General features: G+C 70.8%; 15 protein-coding genes and 2 pseudogenes. 6 read left to right on the top strand and 11 right to left on the bottom strand.

Translation table 11 applies throughout. The features are described from left to right. Nucleotides 1–14 precede the first annotated feature (14 nt). The 6 genes and pseudogenes from LRS10_RS25480 (at nucleotide 15) to LRS10_RS22650 (ending at nucleotide 6,809) form a co-directional block, all read left to right on the top strand. Complete coding sequence (locus LRS10_RS25480) at nucleotides 15–119, top strand: sigma factor-like helix-turn-helix DNA-binding protein (protein ID WP_374571400.1); 105 nt, start codon at nucleotides 15–17, stop codon at nucleotides 117–119. An 11-nt stretch (nucleotides 120–130) separates the two neighbouring features. After that, nucleotides 131–1,129, top strand: a complete 999-nt coding sequence (locus LRS10_RS22635) for a FecR domain-containing protein (RefSeq protein ID WP_257839423.1) — start codon at nucleotides 131–133, stop codon at nucleotides 1,127–1,129. Between the two features lie 432 nt (nucleotides 1,130–1,561). Continuing rightward, nucleotides 1,562–1,969 (top strand): annotated as a pseudogene (locus LRS10_RS25485) (TonB-dependent receptor); the annotation flags it as partial. Then, nucleotides 1,935–4,340, top strand: a complete 2,406-nt coding sequence (locus LRS10_RS22640) for a TonB-dependent receptor domain-containing protein (RefSeq protein WP_257839424.1) — start codon at nucleotides 1,935–1,937, stop codon at nucleotides 4,338–4,340. The pseudogene LRS10_RS25485 and the gene LRS10_RS22640, both read left to right, overlap by 35 nt. Continuing rightward, on the top strand, nucleotides 4,340–5,872 hold the full coding sequence (locus tag LRS10_RS22645) for a hypothetical protein (protein ID WP_257839425.1): 1,533 nt from the start codon (nucleotides 4,340–4,342) through the stop codon (nucleotides 5,870–5,872). The genes LRS10_RS22640 and LRS10_RS22645 overlap by 1 nt, the downstream gene beginning before the upstream one ends. A gap of 163 nt (nucleotides 5,873–6,035) precedes the next feature. Next, on the top strand, nucleotides 6,036–6,809 hold the full coding sequence (locus LRS10_RS22650) for a S9 family peptidase (protein ID WP_257839426.1): 774 nt from the start codon (nucleotides 6,036–6,038) through the stop codon (nucleotides 6,807–6,809). Here the strand turns inward: LRS10_RS22650 and LRS10_RS22655 are convergent. From LRS10_RS22655 to LRS10_RS22695, 11 genes and pseudogenes are all read right to left on the bottom strand, one after another. Further along, nucleotides 6,706–8,493, bottom strand: coding sequence for an asparagine synthase-related protein (locus LRS10_RS22655; RefSeq protein WP_374571403.1), 1,788 nt, complete (start codon nucleotides 8,491–8,493; stop codon nucleotides 6,706–6,708). The two genes, LRS10_RS22650 and LRS10_RS22655, sit on opposite strands and share 104 nt — an antisense overlap. Continuing rightward, entirely contained in the window at nucleotides 8,483–8,683 is a 201-nt protein-coding gene (locus LRS10_RS25490; RefSeq protein WP_374571406.1) for a lasso peptide biosynthesis B2 protein, read from the bottom strand. Before LRS10_RS25490 ends, LRS10_RS22655 begins: the two co-directional genes overlap by 11 nt. Nucleotides 8,684–9,172: 489 nt before the next feature. Then, on the bottom strand, nucleotides 9,173–9,298 hold the full coding sequence (locus LRS10_RS22660; RefSeq protein ID WP_257839428.1) for a hypothetical protein: 126 nt from the start codon (nucleotides 9,296–9,298) through the stop codon (nucleotides 9,173–9,175). Between the two features lie 81 nt (nucleotides 9,299–9,379). Continuing rightward, the gene (locus tag LRS10_RS22665; RefSeq protein ID WP_257839429.1) at nucleotides 9,380–10,015 is read right to left on the bottom strand and encodes a GntR family transcriptional regulator; all 636 of its coding nucleotides are present in this window, start codon (nucleotides 10,013–10,015) and stop codon (nucleotides 9,380–9,382) included. A gap of 179 nt (nucleotides 10,016–10,194) precedes the next feature. Continuing rightward, nucleotides 10,195–11,145: a DUF2493 domain-containing protein gene (locus LRS10_RS22670; RefSeq protein WP_257839430.1), complete on the bottom strand. Its 951-nt coding sequence runs from the start codon at nucleotides 11,143–11,145 to the stop codon at nucleotides 10,195–10,197. Nucleotides 11,146–11,336: 191 nt separating this feature from the next. Further along, nucleotides 11,337–11,762, bottom strand: coding sequence for a GcrA family cell cycle regulator (locus LRS10_RS25495; RefSeq protein ID WP_374571304.1), 426 nt, complete (start codon nucleotides 11,760–11,762; stop codon nucleotides 11,337–11,339). Beyond that, a pseudogene (locus LRS10_RS25500) lies at nucleotides 11,692–12,375 on the bottom strand (GcrA family cell cycle regulator); the annotation flags it as partial. The gene LRS10_RS25495 and the pseudogene LRS10_RS25500, both read right to left, overlap by 71 nt. After that, complete coding sequence (locus tag LRS10_RS22680; protein ID WP_257839432.1) at nucleotides 12,281–13,195, bottom strand: toprim domain-containing protein; 915 nt, start codon at nucleotides 13,193–13,195, stop codon at nucleotides 12,281–12,283. The pseudogene LRS10_RS25500 and the gene LRS10_RS22680, both read right to left, overlap by 95 nt. Beyond that, the gene (locus LRS10_RS22685) at nucleotides 13,192–13,842 is read right to left on the bottom strand and encodes a RadC family protein (protein ID WP_257839433.1); all 651 of its coding nucleotides are present in this window, start codon (nucleotides 13,840–13,842) and stop codon (nucleotides 13,192–13,194) included. The genes LRS10_RS22680 and LRS10_RS22685 overlap by 4 nt, the downstream gene beginning before the upstream one ends. Nucleotides 13,843–15,698: 1,856 nt before the next feature. Next, nucleotides 15,699–16,157: a response regulator gene (locus LRS10_RS22690; protein WP_374571409.1), complete on the bottom strand. Its 459-nt coding sequence runs from the start codon at nucleotides 16,155–16,157 to the stop codon at nucleotides 15,699–15,701. Then, nucleotides 16,054–18,105: a PAS domain S-box protein gene (locus tag LRS10_RS22695; RefSeq protein ID WP_257839435.1), complete on the bottom strand. Its 2,052-nt coding sequence runs from the start codon at nucleotides 18,103–18,105 to the stop codon at nucleotides 16,054–16,056. The genes LRS10_RS22690 and LRS10_RS22695 overlap by 104 nt, the downstream gene beginning before the upstream one ends. Nucleotides 18,106–18,176 lie beyond the last annotated feature (71 nt).

Raw genomic sequence — 18,176 nt, forward strand, 5'->3', positions numbered from 1 at the left:
GCCGCTTCGGGGGCATGACCTATGCTGAGATCGCCACGCATCAAGGGATCTCCGTCAAGGCCGTTGAAAAGCGGATGAGCCAGGCGATCCGGCTCTGCATGGCGCGGTATCGCGGCTAGGCGACGACGCAATGAGCGATCCAGGATCCCGGCGGGCGCGCGCGCAGGAAGAGGCGGCCGAGTGGCTGGCCCGGCTCGGCAATCATTCCATCTCCACCCAGACCGTGCGCGACTTCCGCGACTGGCGCGACGATCCGGTGAATGACACCGCCTACGAGGAGGCCGAAGCGTTCTGGGAGGCCTCCGGGCGCCACGCGGCCGATCCAGAGATCATGCGGATGACGCAGGAGGCGCTGGCGAGGGGCCGGCGGGGATCGCTCTGGGGCTGGCTGCGGAAGCCTCTCGGGTCGGCGTCAGCCCTGGCTCTCGCGACCACCGCGGTGGCGACCGCGGTGGTGCTTACCGGGCAGATGCAGCCTGCGTATTCCACGAAGGACGTCGAACAGAAGGTCGTTCGTCTCGAGGACGGCTCTCGCGTCCACCTGAACGTCGACAGCCGCGTGCGGGTGAAGTTCACCCGTGAGGGCAGGCAGATCGTCCTCACCCGAGGCGAAGCGTTCTTCGATGTGGCGCATGACCCAGGCCGGCCCTTTGTGGTGACCGCCGGCCCGGCCGAGGTCCGCGCCCTTGGGACCAAGTTCGACGTCCGCAGGCAAGCGGACGGCGACGTCCAGGTGGTTCTCGTGCAGGGCTCCGTCCGGGTGGCCGGGAGCGGCGCACCCACCGCGGTGACGCTCTTACCCAACCAACAGGCCGTGCTGGCCCAGGGCGGCTCCATCCGGACGGCGCCCACGAACGCGGTCAACGCCACCAGCTGGACCACGGGGCGTCTCACCTTCCGCCAAACGCCGCTCGCCGCCGCGGTCGCCGAGGTGAACCGATACAGCGATCGGGACGTGGTCCTGTCCGACCCCGCTCTGGGACAACGGTCTGTCAGCGGCTTCTTCGACGTCGGCGACACCGAAGCTTTCGCCAGGGGCGTCGCCGAACTGTTCGACCTGACGGTGACGACGAAGCCGGACGGCCGCTACCAGCTCAGCCCGCCCACCCCCTCCGCGCCCGACGCATGAAACTTTTTCCGGTGCGCCGGTAGGGTGTGGCGCTCTGATTTCCGTCTTGGCCCCCGACGGTTCGCGACGTCAGAAGATCCGGCTGAGGTGGCCGGCTCCGTCGCGGATCGCGCGGGGGAAATGTCTGTGTCGAAGGTTCGTATCTGCCGGTCCGGCTTGCGGTCGGCGCTCCTGAGTTCTTTGGCCACGGCGGCGGTGTTCGCCGCCTCGCCCGCCTGGGCCGCCGCTGAACGCGCCATCAGCATTCCGGCCGGGAGGCTCGAAGCCTCCCTCGCCGCGCTGTCGGCGCAAACCGGCGATCAACTGGTCTTCGCACCTGAACTGGTGAAGGACCGGTCTGCGCCGGCTATCGCCGGGCGCTTGAGCACGGAACAGGCCATTCGCCGGCTAGTGGGGTCGGACGACATTGTCGCCACCCGCGTTGGCCCGCGGATGGTGGTGCTCAAGCGGCAAGCTCCGCCACCAGGGCCCGCCGCGCAGCCGGCCAAGCCGCCCGCGACCCCGGAGGCTTCCCGAGCGGCTCCGCCCCCTTTCGGAGGGATTGACGGCGGCCCGATCCACACCGCTGAGACCGAGCCCGGGCGCGCGGCGCCCCATACCGTGTCGGAGCTGAGGGTCACCGGGTCGCACATTCGGGGCGGCAGCCCCGCGGCTCCGGTGGTCAGCCTGGATCGCAACGATCTCGAGCGCACCGGCCACTTTACCGTGGCGGCCGCGCTGCAGACGCTGCCCCAGAACTTCGCCGGCCAGTCGACGGAAGGCACGGTGACCACCCGGGCCGACGGCCTCGGCACCAACTCCGGTTATGGCGTCAGCGTCAACCTGCGAGGCCTGGGCAGCGACGCCACGCTCGTCCTCGTCAACGGGCGACGGCTGGCGGGGGGCCGGCAACAAGGGCGACTTCACCGACCTGTCGAGCATCCCAACGATCGCGGTGGAGAGGGTGGAGATCCTGCTCGACGGCGCGTCCGCGCTTTATGGCTCGGACGCCGTCGGGGGCGTCGTCAATGTGATCCTCCGCGAGCGTCTGGAGGGCGGCGAGCTTCGCGTTCGCGGCGGCGTGGGCGACGGCGGTTCGCCGCGGGAGGGTCTTCTCGGAGGGGCGGTTGGAAAGACTTGGTCCTCCGGGAGCCTGCTCGGGGGCTTTGAACTCTACCGCCGGGAGGCCCTGGTCTCCGATGAGCGGGATTTCGCCGCCACGTCCGATCTCCGCGTCTGGGGCGGAACCGACCGGCGGGACACCTTCAGCTTCCCCGGCAATATCCTGCGAGCCGATCCCGCGACGGGCGCCAGCACGCCTTACTGGGCGATCCCCGGCGGCCAGCCAGGGGTCGGTCTGGACCCGGCGAGCTTCGCCCCGGGCGCCGTGAACCGCTTCAACCAGAACCAGGGTGTTGATCTGCTCCCGAGCCAGAGGCGATCGAGCGCCTATCTCGCCTGGCACCAGGAGCTTGGCCAGGAGCTGCAGCTCTCCGGGGATCTCCGGCACAGCTTCCGCAGCGTGAAGGTGACAAGCGGACCGTTGATCTCGACCCTGTCGGTGTCACGCAACAACCCCTTCTTCGTTTCGCCCAGCGGCGCGACCAGCCATCAGATTCAGTACGCCTTCGCTGAGCTTCCGAACCCGGAGATACGGGCCACCACCGAGAGCCTGTCCGGAACGGTTGGGCTGGAGGCGCCGCTGTTCGGCGACTGGCGGGCTTCGGGTTACGGCGCCTTCGCCCAGGAGATCATCGAAGGACGTACGACCGGCTCGCTCCATTCGCTGATACTCGCCGAGGCCTTAGGAAACCGGCCGGACAGCCCGGCGACCGAGTACAGCCCGGCGCGCGACGGATACTTCAACCCCTTCGCGGGCCAGGCGGCGAACGCCCCAGCCACGCTGGCGGCGATCGGCTCCGGCTTCAGCCGCACGCGGTTCCGCAGCCGCGTCGCCTCGGTCAACGCCCAGGCGGACGGGTCCCTGTTCGACCTCCCGGGCGGCGAGGTGAAGGCGGCGCTGGGCGCGCAGGTCCGCCGCGAGACGTTCCGCCGAAGCGGGTCGACCTATGTGGCCACCGTCGCCCCGCAAGCCATCGACGGGCTCCAGACCGAGCGAACGGTCGCGGCGGTCTATGCGGAAGTGCGGGCGCCGCTGATCGGCGACGCCAACCGGCGCCCCGGCGTGGCGCGCCTCGAACTCTCCGCCGCTCTGCGCGGGGAGCGATACAGCGACTTCGGCGACACCTTAAATCCGCGTGTCGGCCTGCAGTGGACACCCATCGAGGGTCTCCTGGTGCGGAGCACCTATGGCGAATCCTATCGGGCGCCGGCGCTCCAGGAACTGGCCGAGTCGCGCAGCAATGGACCCGTCCGCTTGGCCTCAGGCGCGGACCGCATCCTCTCGCTGGCCCTGCAGGGCGGAAACCCGGATCTCGGTCCGGAAACCGCCACGACCCTGACCGCGGGCGTGGACTGGACGCCAGCGGCTATGCCGGGACTGAAGCTCTCGGCGACGTGGTTCAGCACCAAGTTCAAGGATCGGATCGACCGACCCGCCTTCACCAACCGTACGGCCGCGCTCACCGACCCCCGTCTCTCGCCCTTCGTCCGGCGCATCTCGCCCGCGTCGAACGCCGCGGATTTGGCCTACATCACCGCGCTCCTCGCGGAGCCCTTTACCTCCACCGATCAGGGGGTGTTCGCTCCGACAGAGTACGGCGCCGTCGTCGACATGCGCTACGTGAACACCGCCGGGCTGAAGGTGAGCGGGCTCGACCTCCAGGCGAGCTACGCCTGGGCGGCGTTCGGCGGGAAGATGTCGGTCGGCGCCAGCGGCTCGCGGCTGCTGGATTACGAGCAGGCGATCACACCCGCCGCCGAGTACGTCGAGATGCTCGGCCAGCCCAACTTTCCCGCCAAAACGCGGGCGCGCGCGACCCTCGATTGGTCCCGCGGCGGGCTGAGCCTCGGTCTTGGCGGCGCCTACATGAGCGGTTTCCGCGATCTCCTGGGCCACTCGATCGCTGATCAGACGACGCTCGACGCCCAGGCGCGGTGGACGACGGTCGGCGGCGGACTGTGGGAGGGGCTGGCCGTCAGCCTCAACATCCGCAACCTGTTCGATCAGCGCCCGCCGTTCTACGACAACCCCACCGGCTTCGGCTTCGATCCCGCCACGGCGGACGTGGTCGGCCGCTTCGTCTCCATCCAGCTCACCCGCAGCTGGTGATGCGCCTCCTGGTTTGCGGCCGCCTTGCGGCCGCGGCCGTGTCGCTGCTCGCCTGCTCGGCGGCGGCGCGGCCGGTCACGGTCGATGATGTCCTCGCCCGCGAGGCCGTCGGCCGCGTGGCGCTGGGCGCCCGCTGGGCGGTACTGGAGCTGAGAGGCCCTTACGAGAGCGGTGCGGCGTTCGACTACGATCTGCGCAACGACATCCTGCGCACGGGCCTGCACGCGGTCGACCTGCGCCAGCCAGCCGCGCCGCGGCCGCTCTTCCAGGCGGACGGCGCGACTGCCAAGGCCGGCTACGCCATGGGCCCGCTCTCCCCCGATGGGGAGCGGCTCGCCGTGTTCCGGCTCTCCGACGGCGAATGGCGGCTGGGCGTCGCCGACATCGCCGCCGCCCAGGTGACCTGGCTGGACCTCACGCCGGAGCTCAACCCGACCGGCGAGACCGTGCAATGGCTCGGCGACCATGCCCTGGTCGTGCTGACCGCTCCGGAGGGTCTGCTCCCCCTGGATTTGCGGCTGCGTCGCTACACGCCGCTGCTCGCGGACCGGCGGCGCATCAATGCGCACGGCGGCGTCAGCGCTACGGTGCTGGGCAGCGGCCGATATCTCGACCAGACGCCCCAGGACCCGCCGGGCCGCATGGTCCGCGTCGACCTGGCGACCGGCGCGGTCCGCACCCTGGCCGTTGGCCGCTTCACTGATCTCGAGATCTCCGCCAGCGGCCGCTGGATCGCGGCGTTTTCGGCCGGGCCCTTGATCCCGCTGCGCTCCGACCAGCCGGTGCAGGGGCCCCATGGGACCGAGACCCGCCGCACGCGGCTGTCTCTGGTCGATGCGCGAACCGGCGCCATCCGCCCGATCGCCCGGGACCACGACATGCTCCCGCAGCTCCTGCGATGGGCGCCGGCCGCCGACGAGCTGCTGGTGCTGGGCCGGGCCGACGGCCACCCGTGGAGCGCAGGCCGCCTGCTGCGGGTGGAGGCGTCCACCAGCGCCGTCCAGCCGCTCCTCGCGGTGCGCCCACATGTGAGCGGCCGCCCCGCAGCTGTCCGGGCCGGCTGGCTGAGCGGCCGGCCGGTGGTGTTCGGCACGGCCGCCAGCGCCCCACAGGACGCCCGGCCGGAGTGGTTCCGGCTTGAGCGGGACCGCGCCATCGGCCTCACCGCGTCTCTTCCGTCGCCAGCGCCTTCAGAGCCTTCCGTCCTCACGGATGCCGCGCTCTGGCTTCCAGCCGGCGATGGGGCCTGGCGCATTGGGCGCGACGACGCCCCGCGCCTGATCTCCGCACCCGGCGCGCGCCTGGCCATTCCCCTCGTTCAGGGCCTCCGGCGCCGGCGCGAGCAGTTTCCGCTAGAGGCGGCGGAGCCGCCGCCGTGGCTCGCCCGCGCCCCAGACGCGAAGTTGCTTGCGGCCGGCCCGCACGGGCTGGTGGTCAGCCGCTGGCGTCCGCGGTGGGGGGGAGGAGATCGCCTGGCGATCAGCCGCCGGCGACGTCACGCCGCTCCTGACGCTCAATCGTGGGCTCGCTGAGGTCGATCCCCCGAGGGTCGTCGCCGTGCCGCACGCTGGTCCTGGCGGAATCCCCCTCACAAGCTGGGTGCTGTTGCCCCCAACCCTCGCCCCGAACTCGCCGCCACCGCCACTCGTGGTTTGGCCCTATCCCGGGTCTAGCTTCCCGACGTTCCCCGCCTATATGGACGTCCGGACCGGAGGCGGCCTGGAGACGCCGGCGCTGCTGGCCGGCCAGGGCTTTGCTGTGCTCATCCCGAGCCTGCCCGATGGAGATCAGGCGGAAGGGCCTGCGCCTGGCCTCGCGCAGCGCGTGCTCGAGATTGTGGACACGGCGACCCGGCAGCCGGATCTGCGCGGCGCCTTCGATCCTGCGCGCCTGGGCGTTTGGGGTGTAAGCTTTGGCGGCTACGCCGCCCTGGCGATGGCTGGCCAAACCGACCGGTTTTCCGCGGTCGTCGCGCAGGCCGCGCCCGCCAACCTGTTCAGCATGCACGGCAATTTCGGCTTGCGCCGGATGGCCCTCCCCGAGGGAGGGCTCGGCGTCGCCCCTTCCGCCGGCTGGACGGAGGACTTGCAAGCGGACATGCGGGCGCCGCCCTGGGCGGCGGTGGACCGCTACGTCCGCAACAGCCCGGTGCTGCAGGCGGACCGCATTCGAGCCCCCGTGCTGATCTTGCACGGAGAGCTCGACACCATCCCCGTCAGCGAGGCCCAGCAGGTGTTCTCGAGCCTCTTCAGGCAGGGCAAGGACGCCATGCTGGTGGTCTACTGGGGCGAGGAGCACCGCATCGCCAGTCCGGGCGCGATCCGCGACTATCACCAGCGCGCCTTCGCCTTCTTGGACGAGAACCTCAAGCCAGGCTCGGCGGCCGCCGGCGGCGCGCCGCATGAGCCGCGTCAGGCGCGTGCGTCTGCCAGTGTCTCACCCAGGCCTCGACCATGGCGGCGCCCATGACCCGAGCCCCATCAGCTCGCCAGATGAGCCGGTCGACATCAAGGGCCGCGTCGAGAGCGGCCCGGTCGAGCACGCCTGCATTCGCCAGCACACCGTCCAAGAGGTAAGGCCGCAGGAAGTCCAGGCTCGTCGCCGCCCGGCGTGTGTAGAGGGAGGTGAGCGCGCCCTTCGAGCGGCGCTGGAGCACCGCGTCGGGCAAACGCCCGGCGAACGCCTCGCGCACCAGGCCGCGATCCCGCCCGTCGGCGACATGGCTCCAGGTGGGTATGGCCAGACACAGCTCCACGATCGGCTGCGACAGCAGCGGGTGCCGCAGGTCCGCCGCCGTCGCGCGCCGGCTTACCCCGGAGGCGGCCTGAGCCGCCGCGATCAACTCGATCTGAATCTGCTTGGCCGGCGGCAGCCCTCCGATGTCGGTGAGCCATGGATGGGCTGCCCGAGTCACCGGTTCCCGAGTTCTAGGCCCCCAAAGGACCGAGCCAGGCCCGTCTCCGCGACGCCTGGCGCGGGCGCCGCGCCGTACGGACCATATCGACCGGCGCAGCCATCGCGCCACATCGGCGGCGAACGGATCGGTCCACGACAGCCGGCCGTGCGCCCGGCGATAGTCGGCCACCACCAGGGGCGTCGGATGCTGGAAGAACAGGGCGTCGCCGCCGCTGCCAGTGAAGATCGCCGACGCCCCCAGGCCGGCCGCCACGTCAGCGGTGTGCCGGTCGCGATCGGGATCCAGCGCGTTGAAAGCGGGGCGAAGGCCGGTCGCAAAGGCGTCGAAGTCGGCCTCCGCGACCGGGACGATGGTCTTCGGATGCTCGATCAGGGGCAGGCCCGCCGAGGCGCACACCGAGCGGGCCCAGCCGCGTTCGTCCCCCTCCGGACGATCGCCATAGTAGTTGAGGCCCGTAAGCTCCGCCCGGCGCTCCGCCGTGGCGAGGGCGGCGGCGACGATCGCGGAGTCCAGTCCTCCGGAAACCTCGACCAGCGCAGGGCCGTCGTCGAGGACCAATCCGGCGCATCGCAGAACCTCGTCGCGCAGTCGCGCCTCGGCCTCTGGAATGGCGGTGTTGCCCGCATGGTCCTGCGGACGCCAGACCGCTTCCGCGGCCGCGGCGTCGCGTCCCATGGGCTGGAGGGCCCCGGGCGCCACCGTATGGTAGCCGATCAGGCCGCACCGATCGACGGCGGTGAGCGGCCGACGCACAAAGTCAGTGATCGCATCCCAGTCCAGGGCGAGATCATGGGGGGCGAAGCTGGGCGGCAGACCGGCGACGTCGCTGGCGACCGCCACGAGCGCGCCCGATCGCCAGGTCGCCGCATCCAAGCTCCCCGAGGGATCGCGGAAGACCATGGGGGCTTCGCCCGGCCGGCGGATGAGGGCCACGTAGCGGCCCCAGCAAACGTCGCAGAGGCTGCGGGCCGCCTGCCAAGGCCCCTTCGCCCTGGCGAGCCCAGGAAGCCGAGCCCGGGAGGACCGCAGTCCGCCGAGAACCACGCCGCCCGCCCATGGGGTCACGTCCAGCGCCCGCCGCCGACCGCTCCACACCTCGAGACCCGGTTCAAAGTGCAGCGGCCGCCAGCCTTCGGCGGTCTGGAGCCATTCACGCCAACGCGCCGCCTGGGCGCTGGCCTCCGCCGCTTCCGCCGGCCAAGCGAAGGCCAGGTACTCGGGACCCTCAGACGACATGGATGGGCGTGTAGGCCGCGAGTTGATCCGGATGGTCGTCGAGGGCGACCTCGCCCACTTGCAGCCAGCAATGGGCGGCGAAGGGCCAGGTGCTGACACCAAAGCACCAGGCGGCGTCATGCCCGCAGCGCCGCAGGAAACACAGAAGGGCGAAGCTTCGGACGAGGCATTTGGCCGGAAGGGGAGCCAGACCGCCAAGCGCTCGAAGGCGGCGCTAAGCCGGGAGATCTCGTGGATGTCGGCGTGGGCCGGAACGCCGCGGCGATCGGCGGCGAAGCGCAGGACCTGCGCAAGACGGCGCCCACGGTAGCGCCAGAAAACGTCCCACAAGGCGCCGGCCAGGGCCCAAGCCTCGGGAACCGACAGATGCGCCTCCCGCCCGCCAAGCCGGGCGACGGTCGGCGACGGCAGGAGCGGTCTGCGCCCTTGAGACGCCGGCGTCGCCGACAGGAGGCCGGCGGCCGCCAGGGCCGCTTCGAGTTCTACCGCCCGCACCTGGCCGTCGCTCGTCACGCCCTCGCGCCAAGCGCCGGCGAGGCCTGGCAGGCAGAGGTAGGCGTCGCCGCCGACGTCGAGAAGAACGACGTCGTCGCCGAGCAGGGCGGCATGCACATCGGATCGCACCACGGGCGCCATGGGCAAGAACGGGCACCGGCCGCGAAGCCGGCGCCGCGTCCATTCAGGGCTTGAAATACAGACGGTCGTCGATCTCAACGGCGTTGCCGTCCAGTTCGCCGTACGTCGACGCCTTGGCGCCGCCCATGCGCAGAACACGGAAGCTCCGCAGGTTGAACAGCTTGGTCATGGTGATCTCCTTCCTCTTGTCGCGAGGTGGCGACCGGTTGAGTTCACAACCTAAGGTGTGTGCATTCAAACTATATTCGCTCTATTCAGGCGCGGCCCGACCGTCCGCTTCCAAAAGGGCGGCGAGCCGCTCCGCCTCTCGGATGCGCAAGCCATGGAACTGCCGCAGGAGGGTCAATCGATCGCTGCGGGACGCACCATCGGCTTCGATCAGGCGAGCCGCCTCTCCGGAGAGGTCGCTGAGCGCGCGAGCTTCCAGCCGCCGGACCGGCCCGAGCTGGACCTGCAGGACCCTGAAGGCGGAGACGAGCATCCGGCTCCCGGTGAGCAGCACCCATCGCCGGAAGAGCTCCTCGATCGCCGACACGGGCGCCCGTTCGACCGCCTCCGCCGTGGGGTGTGACGCGGCCCCGATCGTCCGGGCCGTGCGCCGCGGCTCGTGGGCGATGAGCAGATGGGCCAAGCTCATGCGGTACAGATCTGCAATGTCCGCAGCGCTCAGCAGCCGGACAAAGTAGCCCTGCCCCCTGCGATCCTCCACCAGCCCCTCGCCGGCTAGACGCGATAGCGCCTCCCTGACCGGGGTGGTGCTGAGTCGCAACTCGTCCGCCAGGTCGACGGCGATGATGCGCGCGCCCGGTCGGTAGTCGCCTGACTGCAGACGATCGCGGAGGTATGCCAACGCCATATGGAAGGGTTCGGCCTGGGGCTCGGCCATCACTTGCTCCGCTGACCTCAACAGGCGCGATGCGGAAGGAGGCGGACTGCGCCATATCGCTGACAAGGGCGATATTTCCACTCCCGGCCCGGGCCGCCGGGGGCGCCCATCAATATTCACAATGTACGCCAGGGAATGGCGGGCGGCGCGCCGTCTTGGACGCCGCCGCCCGCCCGTCTTCAGACGGCCGGCGCGCTGAGAGGCTTGGCGGCGACGCGCAGGCATCGCACGCCGCGCCGCCGGGCAAGCTCCGCCAGGTTAAGGGCGGGCCCGAACGGCGGGGCCTTGGCCGAGGCCGCCGCGCCAAGGCTTTCGGGGAGCACCAGCACGCAGACCGGTTGCAGCGCCATCATTTGGTCGTTGGCGCGGAACGGGGCGGAGCGCCCGTGGCGATCGAAGTCGGGCCTGGCCAGGATCAGCTTGACCCGGTTCTGCTGCGCCCAGCGACGCGCGATGCGCTCGCCGCCCTTGGCGCCGGTCAGCGCGAGGCTCATCTGGGGCCACTCGGCGCGGGCCCAGTTGAGGGCGTCGAAGATGCGGCAGGCGTCCTCCGGCGCATCGCTCCGGGGAGATGCTCGGAAGGCGACGACGAAGTCGCCGGGCTCAGCCGCCCCACGACGCCGGGCTTCGAGGGCGCGCAGGGCCGATCGCGCGTCGGCCTGGGCGGCCGTCTCAGTCCCGCCGCGGACGGAGCCGCGCCAGGGGCTCCAGACCTCGCCTGTGGCGCTGGCATAGACGGCGGCGGCTGCGTCGCGGACGCGTTCCACCGCCGCCACCGCCACGTCAAGGGCGTCCGCCCGCTGTTTGGCCTCCTGCAGGTCGACGTCGGCCACCTCGCTGCCGTCGAAGTCCCGGAGCAGGGCGGCGAGCGCCTCGCGCTCACGGTCGGCCTGCCGGTCCAGGCGCTGAACTGCGGCATGCAGGCCGCCGATGAAGGTCTCGCAGATCGTCTCGACATGGTCTTCCAGCGCCGTGCCGAGCAAGGTGTCGAGCAGTTCGTTGGCCAGGGCTTGGCCGAGCTGCCGAAGCTGCGGCTCGGTTGGATGCGGACGAGGGTCCTGGAGGGCGGCGGTCAAGGCGTCGAAGGCGTCCAGCTCGGCGGCGTTGAAGTAGGTGGGCGAGGGGCGCATGGGGGGGCTCCTGAATGAAGGGATGAGCCGAGGCTCGCGCGACCCGCGCCGGGGCGGAGCGGCGGGCAAGGGCGCCGCAGGCGGCGTCAGCGAACCCTTGCGCGCCGTGTCCCGCGTCCGGCGAAGCTTCAGCCACCCTCCTCATCCCCTGCGACAGGCGCCCCCCGCTGCCCCCTCACCCCAGGCAGCCTCTAAGACCGTCCGGGAGACGCTCTCCTCCGCCGGAACCGCGACGAACTCGGCGGCGCGTGCGCCCGACGCCAGTGGAACGGGCAGTAGCTCAGAACGCCGGCGGGACGACCGCAGAAGCTGAAGTCGGCCGCCTTCGGATCGCCGATCGGCCAGCGACAGGCGCCGGGCGGCAGCTGGTCGAGGGTCGCCGCCAGTCCGGGGCCAGGCTCGGCCCGGTCGGGGTGCGCGCCAGAGGCAGGCGCACAACCGGGCCGGGTCTCCGAACGCGGCTCCTGCCAAGGGATCGTCGCGCACGCGTTCCGCCGGATGGAGCGTCGCGCCTGTCCATCGGCGCTCAAAGGCCGATCGGGCGGAGCCCCTAGACCCGGCGGCCTTCGGGCCGCGCGGGCGCTGGCCGGAGAGCCCCAGCCGATGAACCTTGCCAAGGACGGCGTTGCGGGTCACGCCGAAACGGCGCGCGATGTCGGCGGCCGACAGATCGCCGGCCAGCCACAAGGACTTCAGGGTTTCGACCGCCGCAGGCGGCCAGCCCCCGCGCCGCCCGGCGGCGGCGTCGGAACGTGAGGTCATGGTAGGTCTCCCGGCCGAGGTCCCCGCACCGCGGCCCATCCCCGCGGCCCTCGCTCCACCTCCAGCGGCGCTCAGCGGGGGCCGCCCACGCGCCGCCACGAAGACCGGCTTCCGACGTCCGGGTGCGTTGCGGCATCGACGGCGCGAGAACCGGAGCCGCATTCCGCACGACATCCGGCGGTCCGCGGGCGAGGCGCTGCTCGGCAGTGAGGAAGGAGGCTTCGGCCCGGGCGACCCCGGCCAGCGGGACAACCGACAAGCATCCTGAACGCCTCGGCCGTCCGAAGCCAAGCCGCTCAGGGGAGCGCACACACTTCTGCGCCGGAACAGTTTGCCATCGCGTCGCTCGGGTCGGTTGCGACCTCGGACCCGATCAGCCTCGGCTATTGCCGACCGTCCCTTCCCCTCCCGCGCCCAGGGCCCTCGCCTCGTTCCAGTCCCCGAAGGGCGCCGGCGGCAGACGCACATTCGAGCGGACGCCTAACGCGGCCAGCCGGGCAGACAGCTCGAAGGCTGCGGTCTCACCGACCTGGCCCCGGTCGCCGGCCACCAGGACGAAGTCGACCTCCGACGGCGGCCGCCAGCTTCGCAGGTTGTCGGCGGTGAGCAGCGCCCACGCCGGCAGGTCAAAGACCTCGGCCGCCGACAGACAGGTGAAGACGCCCTCCCCCACGAGCAGCCGCGGCCCGGCGGGCGCCAGGCGCACGGCGGACCCCGCAGGGCGGAGACCCACGGTCTTGCGCGGCAGGCGGACCCGCGCCCGACCGCCGTCTGCGGCGAGATAGGTGACCTCCACGCCGGCAAGTTCGCCATCCGGCCGGCGAATGGCGGCCAGCAGCGCCGGCCGGCGGTCGCCCGCCTCCGCGTAGATCGCCATCGGCGCGGCCGGATGATGCCGCAGCCCCTCCGACGGCGGCCGCACCGCGCGTAGGGCGAGGTGTCGGGCTGACAGGGTGCCGGCCAAAGGCCGCGCCTCGGACCAGAGCTGGCGCGCCGCCGCCAGCCTTCGCCCGAGTGGGATCAAGGGCGGCGCCGGCCCGCCCGTCGCAGATCCGATCAGCCGGCCTGTGCGATCGACGAGACCGCGGCTCTCCAGGTCGGCGAGCACAACGCGCCAGTCCTCGCCGGCGAAGCTGTGGACCACGACCCGATCGCCGCTCAGCAGCAACGACACCGAGCGGTCCGCGGGGCTGTGGCCGGGGCCCGGCACGCTGGCGCGCCGACCGCCGGCGTAGAGCTCGCCGCCCAGCGCGCGCACGATGGCGGCCAGGGTTGGGGGCCCGCTCATAGCAGCCCCAGGGCGCGGAAGCTCGCCACCTGGTCGCCGGCGATCAGGTAGTGGTCGTGCACCGCGATCTGCAGGACGCGGCCTGCCGCGACCACCTGCCGCGTCACCTCAACCTCGGTCTCAGATGGCGTCGGCAAGCCGCCGGGGTGGTTCGTGGCCAACACCAACGCGGAGGCGTTGAGCTCCAGCGCCCGGCCGACGATCTCCCGCGGATAGACGGGCACATGATCGACCGTCCCTCGCGCCATAACTTCGTCGCGGATCAGCCGATTACGCCCGTCGAGGAACAGGATTCGCAGCTCGGCCCGGGCGCGGCCGGCCAGGGCCGCGCGCAGGTGGTCTTCCACGGCGTCCCAGCCGCTGAGCATGGGGCGCGCCCGCAAGGGCGCTCGGAGCAGGCGCGCCGCCACGTCGTGCATCAGCACAATGCGTGCGGCTTGAGGCCTCGGCGCGAGACGCTCAAGCTCCGCCGCCGAAGCGCCGAGTGTTTCAGGGAAGGAGCCGAACCGCTCGATAAGCGCGGCGGCCTGGCTGGGGCTCACGCCGGCGCCAAGCTGCAGCGCCTCGCGATCGTCGACGGCAAGCGGGCCGGAGGCGATCAGCCGCGCGAGCGCCTCGGCAGCCTTCGGGGTTGGGTTGCGGGGCATGATCGAGCCCTCCGGGCGACAACCCCCTAAGTGGGGTCAAACCGCCTCGCCTTCCTCCTGCTCCCCCAGGGGCGTGGCGGGGGCGGCGCCCGCTCACAGGGGTCGGCCGAGACTCAGGCTCGGCCTTAGGGGAAGGCGTTCTCCCGCGTCCAGCCCAAGGAATCTTGCGGCTGGAAACTCGGATCAGAGATCTTCGAACCGCAGGCGGCAGGGCTGCTGCGATGTCCGCGTGCTCGGCCTCGCGCCTGAGCCGGGCGATGTTCAGGGCTATGTCGAGCCCGCCTCTCCGGCTCGCCTCGTCGGGCGAGGTTTGACGAAAGGTGGCTGGCAGCGCGCCCCGGCGCATCAGCCTGGGATCGCGGTGATCACACGCTGAGGCTAGACCACGGCTTGGACAGGACCCGCACGGATATTACGCAGCGCAATTGAGGGCCGCTGTCTCAGCGGCGGGGAACGATGCTCGTCGACCTTCGCCGAGAAGACGCGGCGGTGCACGTCAGCGCCGCCCAAGCCGGCAGAACGCCGGTGAGCCTTGCGTCTGAGGCAGAAGCTCGCACGGCTGCCTCAACCTAGCGCTCGTCATTGCGCCAGCGGGTCTCGGTTGTTCCAGGCGTCGATCGCTTCGGATCGGCAGGAACTCCAACCCGGCGGGTGAACACCGCAGGTCTTGCACTTGAAGCGGAGTCCCGCGCCGCCGCTATGGAGCACCGGATCGCTGTTTCGGCACCAGGGATTGGGGCAGGTCTTCAGAGCTGGCGTCATGGGCGAGGCTCTCTCACGGGCCCGCGCTGCCTGCACGAATGCGGAGCGCAGTTCTGAGGCGAGGTTTGTAGACTCACGCCTCATAGCAAGTGACGCTGCGGCTTGCGAGCAACGGGCCGGTTCGTGGCCGCTAGGCTCAAGAGCGCCCGGCAGCTGAAAGGTTCAGCTGCGGACGGCGCCCCTTGCATGGGGGGAGGGCCGCAACGGGGACGGCGTCTAAATTGTAGCGTCAATCTGCGCCTACCGCTTGCAGAACCGCTCTTCCACGCTATTCGCTGCATCATTTCGCAACCGACGGGGGACGCGCTTGAAGACCTACGCCCACCGCTCCGCATGGCTTGGCGCGATCGCCCTGGCCGGAGTACTCGCCGGGTGTGAGCCAAAGCTGGAAACTCAGGCCACGACGCCACGTGTGGCTGCGCCGACAGCAACTGCCGTCGCGGCGCCGGAAGTCGTGCAACGCGTCTGCGCAGAATGTCACAATGCGACGCCAGATGGATCGGAAAGCGTCCGACCGGACGCCCCGACCTTCGCCGAAATCGCCAGGGATCATCCGGAGTACGTCGAGGGCGTTCTCCTTCGGCCGCCACGGCAGATGTGGAAGGTTCAGCTGACCGAGGCGGAGGCCGAGCAAATCAGGACCTACTTCACTCATCTACGAGCGCTAGAGGCGCAGCACGGCGGGAGTGTCCGAGCGAACGGGCCTGGCTAGACGGGGCGACGACGCGGGCGTGAACCTGGCATAGGCCATGAATAAACAGGGCTGCTGTGCGTGGGGGGGCGGGACCAACCTTGACCGTCGTCGCAACCTTGCCATGGCAGCAATTCGGATGACGGCGAGACGAGGATCCCTGGAGCTCAGCCGGCTTAAGGTGCTGATGCCGCGTCCTAGGTAAAGGCACAGGTCGTGCTTTTGCTCGCAGTAGCGATCCCACGGTCCGGCGCTACGGGCAGTGGTGTCGGTGAAGAGAACGCGCACCGCTGCTGGGCAGCCGAATCCCCTGACCTGCGACATTCATGGCGCCCGTAGCCGACAACGCCCCCCGGGGCCGCACCGTTCCTCACTATCGGTCCGCCAGCGGTGAGCGCGCGCGCTAGGTTCTCTCATCCATTAGAGCTGCGGCGAGCTCGCGCCGCCGGAATGGCTTCGTCAGGCGCGGGATGTGAGCCGGAAGTCCCGCTTCCTGCGCATATCCAGAGATCACCAGCACACGCACGGTCGGCGAAAGCGCGCGGACCTCGTCCGCCAGCTCGGCTCCGGTCTTGCCAGGCATGAGGTGGTCCGTGACGAGCGCATCGAAACGAAGACCGCCTGTGATGCGCGCCAAGGCCTCCTCCGCGCTCGCCGCCTGGACGACCGTGTAGCCGAGCTCGGAGAGCATCTCGGCCGTCGTCATGCGCACGATCTCCTCGTCGTCGACGAGCAGCACGACCCCGGCCCCGGGGCTTTCAGCCTCCAGAGCCGTACCGTCCTCGACCGGTTCGCGCTCGGCCGTCACGGGAAGCCAGAGGTCGACGGCGGCGCCCGCGTCCGGACGACTCCGCAGCGTCAGCGCGCCACCGAGCTGCGCCGCCAGGCCGTGCACCATGGACAGGCCGAGGCCCGTGCCCTGACCCAGGCCCTTGGTGCTGAAGAACGGCTCGGACGGCGCGGGCCAGGGTTTCCTCATCCATGCCGTGGCCGGTGTCGGCGACCCGCAGCCGGACGTAGCGCCCGGGACGAGGCTCGTCCTTCTCGGGGCGGGTGACCGTCGCCGCCTCCGCGCTTAGCGTCAGGCGCCCGCCATGAGGCATGGCGTCTCGGGCGTTCACCGCCAGGTTCAGGATCGCCATTTCCAATTGATTGCGGTCAGCCATCACCGGAGGCAGGCCCGGCTCGACGTCGAAGGTCACGCGGATCTGCGGACCCGAGGTGCTGCTGATGAGATCCGCCATGCCTTCGATGACTGGACCTAGGTGCACGGGGACGGCCTGCAACGGTTGGCGCCGCGCGAAGGCCAGCAGCCGCTGCACCAGGACCTTGGCGCGTTCCGCGGATTGCAGCGCGCCGTCCATGAGCCGCCGCTCGCGTTCTCCGCCGAGGCCACGACGCTGCAGCATGTCCAGGCTGCCGATGATCGGCGTCAGCAGGTTGTTGAAGTCGTGCGCCACGCCGCCGGTGAGCTGCCCCATGCTTTCCAGCTTCTGGCTTTGCCGAAGCGCGTCCTGGGCCCGGGCGAGCTCGGCCGCCGCCGCCTTCTCCTCCGTGACGTCACGTCCCGCGGCGTGGATTAGGCCTTCCGAAGGCACCGCGATCCAGGAGATCCACCGATAATCGCCGTCTCGCGCACGATAGCGGTTCTCGAACCGGAACGTGGTCGCCCCTTCCGCCAGTCGCCCGACTTCCGCCAGAGTCGCCTCACGATCGTCCGGGTGCACGAAGCTCATGAACTCCGCGCCGATCAGCTCCTCTTCTCGCCACCCCAGCAAAGTCGACCACCGCGGATTGACCGCCTGGATGCTGGCGTCCAGGCCCGCAACCAGCATGAGGTCGGTCGTGAGCCGCCACATCCGATCCCGGTCCTCGGTGCGCTCGGCGACCTCCGCCTCCAAGGACTGGTTGAGGCGGGCCAAGGCCTCCCGGGCCCGTCGTTCCCCGTCGATGTCCAGACAGGCGACGACCGCGCCGGTGATGTCCGAGAACTCGTTGCGGATCGGCGACGCCACGAGACGAACCCAGGCCTGGCGGCCGTCCCCGCGCTCGTAGAGGACGTCCAGTCGAGGCCGCTCGGCCTCGCCCCGCAGCGCGCGCGATAGCGGATACTCCTCGCCTAGCACACGGCCCCCGTCAGCATGATGGCTGACCCAGTCGCGGTAGCTGTCGATGTCCGGCGATGGCAGAACTGAGTGGCCGAACACCTCTTCCACCTGTCGATTGCCGCCGACGATGCGGCCGGTCGGAGCCTCGGCGATCACGAGGCCGACCGGCACGGCTTCGAAAACGGCTCGAAGGCGCGCTTCGCTCTCCTGCAGTCGCGCCTCTGCGTCTCGCTCGGCCGTCACATCCGTGTGGACCCCGACCCACTCCTGGATGTCTCCGTCCCTGTCGAGCACGGGCACGGCTCGGATGGCGAAACGACGCCAGGCCCCGTCGGCGCGTTTCAGCCGGTGCTCGAAGATGAACGGCCGTCGCTCCCGGACGGCGGCGAGCCAGGCCTCCACCGTCGGTTCGGCGTCCTCGGGATGGACCGCCTTCGACCAGCCAAACCCTTCGTAGTCTTCTCGGCTCTGGCCCGTCAGAGCCGCCCATCCGGGCTGCTCGCCGACCATCCGCCCCTCCGGGTCATTGGTCCAGAGGACGCCGTGAACCGCCTGCACGGCTGCGCGAAACCGGGCCTCGCTCTGGGCGAGCTCGGCTTCGGTGCGTTCGCGGGCGCGCCGCGCCTCCACCTCGCCGGTGATGACTTCCGAGAACAGCATGGCGCCGCCCACGGCGCCGTCTGGCTCATGCCAAGGCCGCATCTCCCACCGGATCCAGTCCGTGGAGCCGTCCGCCCGCTCGAAGGCGTCCTCAGCGGCGGACAGCGTTTCCC

Source organism: Phenylobacterium sp. J426 (assembly GCF_024699945.1).
Lineage (GTDB): Bacteria > Pseudomonadota > Alphaproteobacteria > Caulobacterales > Caulobacteraceae > Phenylobacterium.

Bases quoted from the DNA above. Each gene is read 5' to 3' on its own strand.
- LRS10_RS22660 (WP_257839428.1), bottom strand. From the start codon at position 9,298: ATGACCAAGCTGTTCAACCTGCGGAGCTTCCGTGTTCTGCGCATGGGC.
- LRS10_RS22640 (WP_257839424.1), top strand. From the start codon at position 1,935: ATGGCGTCAGCGTCAACCTGCGAGGCCTGGGCAGCGACGCCACGCTCG.
- LRS10_RS22655 (WP_374571403.1), bottom strand. From the start codon at position 8,493: ATGTCGTCTGAGGGTCCCGAGTACCTGGCCTTCGCTTGGCCGGCGGAA.
- LRS10_RS22685 (WP_257839433.1), bottom strand. From the start codon at position 13,842: ATGCCCCGCAACCCAACCCCGAAGGCTGCCGAGGCGCTCGCGCGGCTG.
- LRS10_RS22670 (WP_257839430.1), bottom strand. From the start codon at position 11,145: ATGCGCCCCTCGCCCACCTACTTCAACGCCGCCGAGCTGGACGCCTTC.
- LRS10_RS22665 (WP_257839429.1), bottom strand. From the start codon at position 10,015: ATGGCCGAGCCCCAGGCCGAACCCTTCCATATGGCGTTGGCATACCTC.
- LRS10_RS22695 (WP_257839435.1), bottom strand. From the start codon at position 18,105: ATGCGGCCTTGGCATGAGCCAGACGGCGCCGTGGGCGGCGCCATGCTG.
- LRS10_RS22635 (WP_257839423.1), top strand. From the start codon at position 131: ATGAGCGATCCAGGATCCCGGCGGGCGCGCGCGCAGGAAGAGGCGGCC.
- LRS10_RS22650 (WP_257839426.1), top strand. From the start codon at position 6,036: ATGGACGTCCGGACCGGAGGCGGCCTGGAGACGCCGGCGCTGCTGGCC.
- LRS10_RS22680 (WP_257839432.1), bottom strand. From the start codon at position 13,195: ATGAGCGGGCCCCCAACCCTGGCCGCCATCGTGCGCGCGCTGGGCGGC.
- LRS10_RS22645 (WP_257839425.1), top strand. From the start codon at position 4,340: ATGCGCCTCCTGGTTTGCGGCCGCCTTGCGGCCGCGGCCGTGTCGCTG.
- LRS10_RS25480 (WP_374571400.1), top strand. From the start codon at position 15: ATGACCTATGCTGAGATCGCCACGCATCAAGGGATCTCCGTCAAGGCC.